At 62.6% G+C, this 4,009-nt stretch carries 4 protein-coding genes; all 4 read left to right on the top strand.

All coding sequences use genetic code 11. From position 1 onward, the window contains the following. On the top strand, positions 1-1,229 hold a 1,229-nt coding region (locus ACRXB1_RS32380), incomplete at its 5' end, for an NAD(P)-binding domain-containing protein (RefSeq protein WP_449494354.1). Next, complete coding sequence (locus ACRXB1_RS32375; protein ID WP_062001097.1) at positions 1,226-2,200, top strand: ABC transporter permease; 975 nt, start codon at positions 1,226-1,228, stop codon at positions 2,198-2,200. The genes ACRXB1_RS32380 and ACRXB1_RS32375, both read left to right, overlap by 4 nt. Then, positions 2,197-3,123 (top strand): ABC transporter permease, encoded by a 927-nt coding sequence (locus ACRXB1_RS32370; RefSeq protein WP_449494353.1) that lies wholly within the window; start codon positions 2,197-2,199, stop codon positions 3,121-3,123. The genes ACRXB1_RS32375 and ACRXB1_RS32370 overlap by 4 nt, the downstream gene beginning before the upstream one ends. Beyond that, on the top strand, positions 3,120-4,009 hold an 890-nt coding region (locus ACRXB1_RS32365), incomplete at its 3' end, for an ABC transporter ATP-binding protein (RefSeq protein ID WP_449494352.1). The genes ACRXB1_RS32370 and ACRXB1_RS32365, both read left to right, overlap by 4 nt.

Genomic DNA, 4,009 nt, shown 5'->3' with positions numbered 1-4,009 from the left:
TAGGACCCTGGGCCACGACTGCGCGCATGGAAACGCTACGCTCGCCAAAACAGCTGACCGGGCCGGCGCTCGGCTTGCCCGCACTCACGTTTCGCGCGTGGTTCGAAGCGCAGTTCGGGGCTGAAGCATGGCAGGCGCTCGACAAGATCGACCGGCTGCAGTGGATGGAATATCTGGTCTGGTATCGCCGCGTGCTCGCACTCGACGTCCGCAATGGCCACACCATCGAAGCCGTGACGCCGCGTGCGGATGGTCTTGTGGTGCTGAGCGTTCGCACGCACGAAAAACGTTTCGATGTCTTCGCGCGGCGCGTCGTGCTTGCAACCGGACGCGATGGTCTGGGCGGACCGGCGTTGCCGGGTTTTATCGACGGGTTGCCGCGTTCGCGTTGGGCGCATTCATCGGACAGGGTTGATTTCAGCACACTTCGCGGCAAGCGTATCGCCGTCGTCGGGGGCGGATCGTCGGCCATGGACAGTGCGGCGACCGCACTCGAAGCAGGCGCTGCGAGTGTCGATTTGCTGATCAGACGTCCGGACCTGCCACGCGTGAACAAGGGCAAGGGTGCAGGCAATCCGGGCCTGACGCACGGCCACCAGACTCTTCCCGATGAATGGAAGTGGAAGATCCGGCACTACATCAATACGGTGCAGGTGCCGCCGCCGCGGGGCAGCACGTTACGGGTGTCGCGTCATCATCCCAGCGTGCGGTTCAATCTTGGCTGCCCGGTTTTGTCGGTGGAAGAAACAGCCGATGGTCTCGCCATCCACACGCCGAAGGGCACGTTCGCGGCCGACTTCCTGATCGTCTCGACGGGCTTCAAGGTGGACTGGAACGCGCGCCCGGAATTCGCCGCGTTCGCGCCGTTCATCCGCACATGGGCCGACCGGTACACCCCGCCACCCGGCGAAGACGACGCCGAACTGTCCGACTCGCCCGATGTCGGCCCCGCCTTCGAGTTCCTCGAGAAAACGCCGGGGGATTGCCCGGGTTTGTCGAATATTCATTGCTTCTGCTATCCGGCAACGCTTTCGCACGGCGCCGTCTCCGGCGACATTCCCGCCATCAGCACGGGCGCGAAACGTCTCTCGCAAGGCATCGCGAGTTTGCTGTACCGCGAAGACGTGGAGCAGCATTACGCGGCGCTCGAAGCCTACGCGGAGCCCGAACTTTTCGGCGATGAATTCACGCCCGCCGACGCACCGCCCCAGTATGCGGAGGACCGATGAGCGGCTGGCTCGTTCGCCGCGTCGCGCAAGCGGCGTTCGTGGTGCTGCTGATGACGCTGATCGTGTTCATCGGCTTGCATGCGATCGGCAATCCAATCGATATCCTCATCGGGCAGGATGTCGACCAGGTCGATCGCGCGCGGATCATCGCGCAACTTGGCCTCGATCAGCCGCTGTGGAAGCAGTACCTCGCGTTTCTCGCGGGCGCCGCGCACGGCGATCTCGGCAATAGCTTCGTTTATAACGAACCCGCGATTCGCCTGATCCTGCAACGCCTTCCGGCGACACTCGAACTGGCGGTATCGGCGCTGCTGCTGGCGCTTTTCATCGGCATTCCGCTTGGGCTTTTTTCGGGCTTGCATCCGCGCAATCCGCTTTCGAAGATGTTGATGACGGGCAGCATTGTCGGCTTCTCGCTGCCTACGTTCTGGGTGGGCCTGATGCTGATCATGCTCTTCAGCGTAAAGCTCGGATGGCTGCCTGCGAGCGGGCGCGGTGAAACTGCAAGCCTGTTCGGTGTGCAATGGTCGTGGCTGACCATCGACGGGCTGCGCCACCTTATTTTGCCCGCGTTGAATCTCTCGCTTTTCAAGGTCTCGCTCGTGTTGCGCCTGACGAGCGCCGGCGTGCGCGAAGTCATGCCGATGGAACATGTGCGCTTTGCGCGCGCCAAGGGTTTGTCGCCGATGCGTGTCGTGCTCGTGCATATCTTGCGCAACACGCTGATACCGCTCGTCACGGTGATCGGACTCGAGTTTGGTTCGACCATTGCGTTCGCGGTCGTGACGGAGACCGTTTTCTCGTGGCCCGGCGCAGGCAAGCTGATTCTCGACAGCATCAACGCGCTCGATCGGCCGGTGATCCTTTCGTACCTGATCGTGGTCGTGTGCATGTTCGTCACGCTGAACCTGCTGGTCGATATCCTTTATAAATTCCTCGATCCGCGCGTGCGGCTGGAGGGCGCGCGATGAGCACCACGCCTCTCGTTCCCGAAACGCCTGTGCGCGCTGTATCGAAGCGCCGGTCGCCGTGGCGTCAACTCGTGGCCGACTTCGTGCGTTCGCCAGTAGCGCTGGGCGCGTTGATCGTTGCAGTCTTGCTCATGCTTGCCGCGGTTTTCGCGCCGTACATCTCGCCGCAAAATCCCTACGACCTCCTTCAGCTCGATGTCCTCGATGCCCGCCTTCCGCCCGGCTCCATGAACAGCGCCGGCACCCACGCGTACTGGCTCGGTACCGACGGCCAGGGCCGCGACCTCTATTCAGCGATGCTCTATGGCTTGCGCCTGAGCTTGTCAGTGGGTCTTGGCTCGGCAGTAATCGCGGGCGTCGTTGGCACAGTATTCGGGTTGATCGCGGCATACGCAGGCGGCAAGGTGGACAGCCTCATCATGCGGCTTGTCGATTTGCTGCTCGCCTTCCCGTCCATCCTGGTCGCGATGATGCTGCTCGCGTTCCTCGGCAAAAGCGTGACGAACGTCGTGCTCACTTTGGTGCTGATCGAATGGGCGTACTACGCCCGCACAGCGCGCGCGCAGGCTTTAGTCGAAGCCCGGCGCGAGTATGTCGAAGCGGCGCGCAGCCTGGCAATTCCGAACTGGCGCATCGTGCTCGTTCATATGCTGCCGAATTGCCTGCCGCCGCTGATCGTGGTCGGCACGCTGCAGGTCGCACGCGCAATCACGCTGGAAGCAACGTTGTCCTTTCTCGGGCTCGGCGTGCCGATCACAGAACCATCGCTCGGGCTGCTGATTGCCAACGGCTACCAGACCATGCTCTCGGGCGAATACTGGACGAGCGTCTACCCGGGTCTTGCGCTGCTCGCCATCCTCGTATCGATAAACATGGTCGGCGACCGTCTGCGCGAATTGCTCAATCCGAGGTTCGTGAAATGAGCAACGCAGCCTTTCATACTTCCGATACCACCCTCGAAGTCCGCGGCCTGAAGACGCGCTTCTTCACGCGCGAAGGCGAGCTGCCTGCGGTCGAGGATGTATCGCTGACGCTCGGCCGCGGTCGCGTGCTGGGTCTGGTCGGGGAATCCGGATCAGGGAAATCCGTGACCGGTTTCTCGATCATGGGACTGATCGATGCACCCGGCCGCGTGGTCGGCGGCGAGATCCTGTTCAAGGGAAGGAATATTGTTGGTCTGCCGGAAGCCGAAATGCGGCGCCTGCGCGGCAGCCGTATTGCGATGGTGTTCCAGGACCCGATGTCCACGCTCAACCCCGTGCAACGCGTCGACGCGCAGATGATCGAGGCCGTGCGTGCGCATCGGAATGTAAGCCGCAGTACCGCCCGTAAGCAGGCAAGCGAAGCGCTCGCGGCAATGGGTATCGCAAGTCCTGGCGAACGCCTGCGTGCGTATCCGCATCAGTTGTCAGGCGGCATGCGCCAGCGCGTGGCGATCGCGATTGCCATGCTGCACAAGCCTGATTTGATCATCGCCGATGAACCCACGACCGCGCTCGACGTGACCATCCAGGCGCAGATCCTGTCCGAGGTGCAGACGCTCGTGCGCACGCAAGGTACATCGCTGATCTGGATCACGCACGACCTGTCCGTGGTCGCGGGTCTCGCCGACGACATTGCCGTGATGTATGCCGGCAGGATCGTAGAGCAAGGCACCGTCGATGCAGTGCTCGATCATCCGCAGCATCCCTACACGGCAGGTCTGATCGACAGCTTGCCGAGCCTCAACACGCGTCACAGAAGGCTGACGCAGATAGCGGGCATCACGCCCGACCTGCGTTCATTGCCGCCGGGCTGCGCGTTCGCGCA

The sequence above is a fragment of the Caballeronia sp. M23-90 genome (assembly GCF_053574605.1).
This window is presented reverse-complemented; position numbering and strand designations above follow the sequence as displayed.

Excerpts from the sequence above, each read along its gene's own strand:
- ACRXB1_RS32375 (WP_062001097.1), top strand. The coding sequence starts at position 1,226 with ATGAGCGGCTGGCTCGTTCGCCGCGTCGCGCAAGCGGCGTTCGTGGTG.
- ACRXB1_RS32370 (WP_449494353.1), top strand. The coding sequence starts at position 2,197 with ATGAGCACCACGCCTCTCGTTCCCGAAACGCCTGTGCGCGCTGTATCG.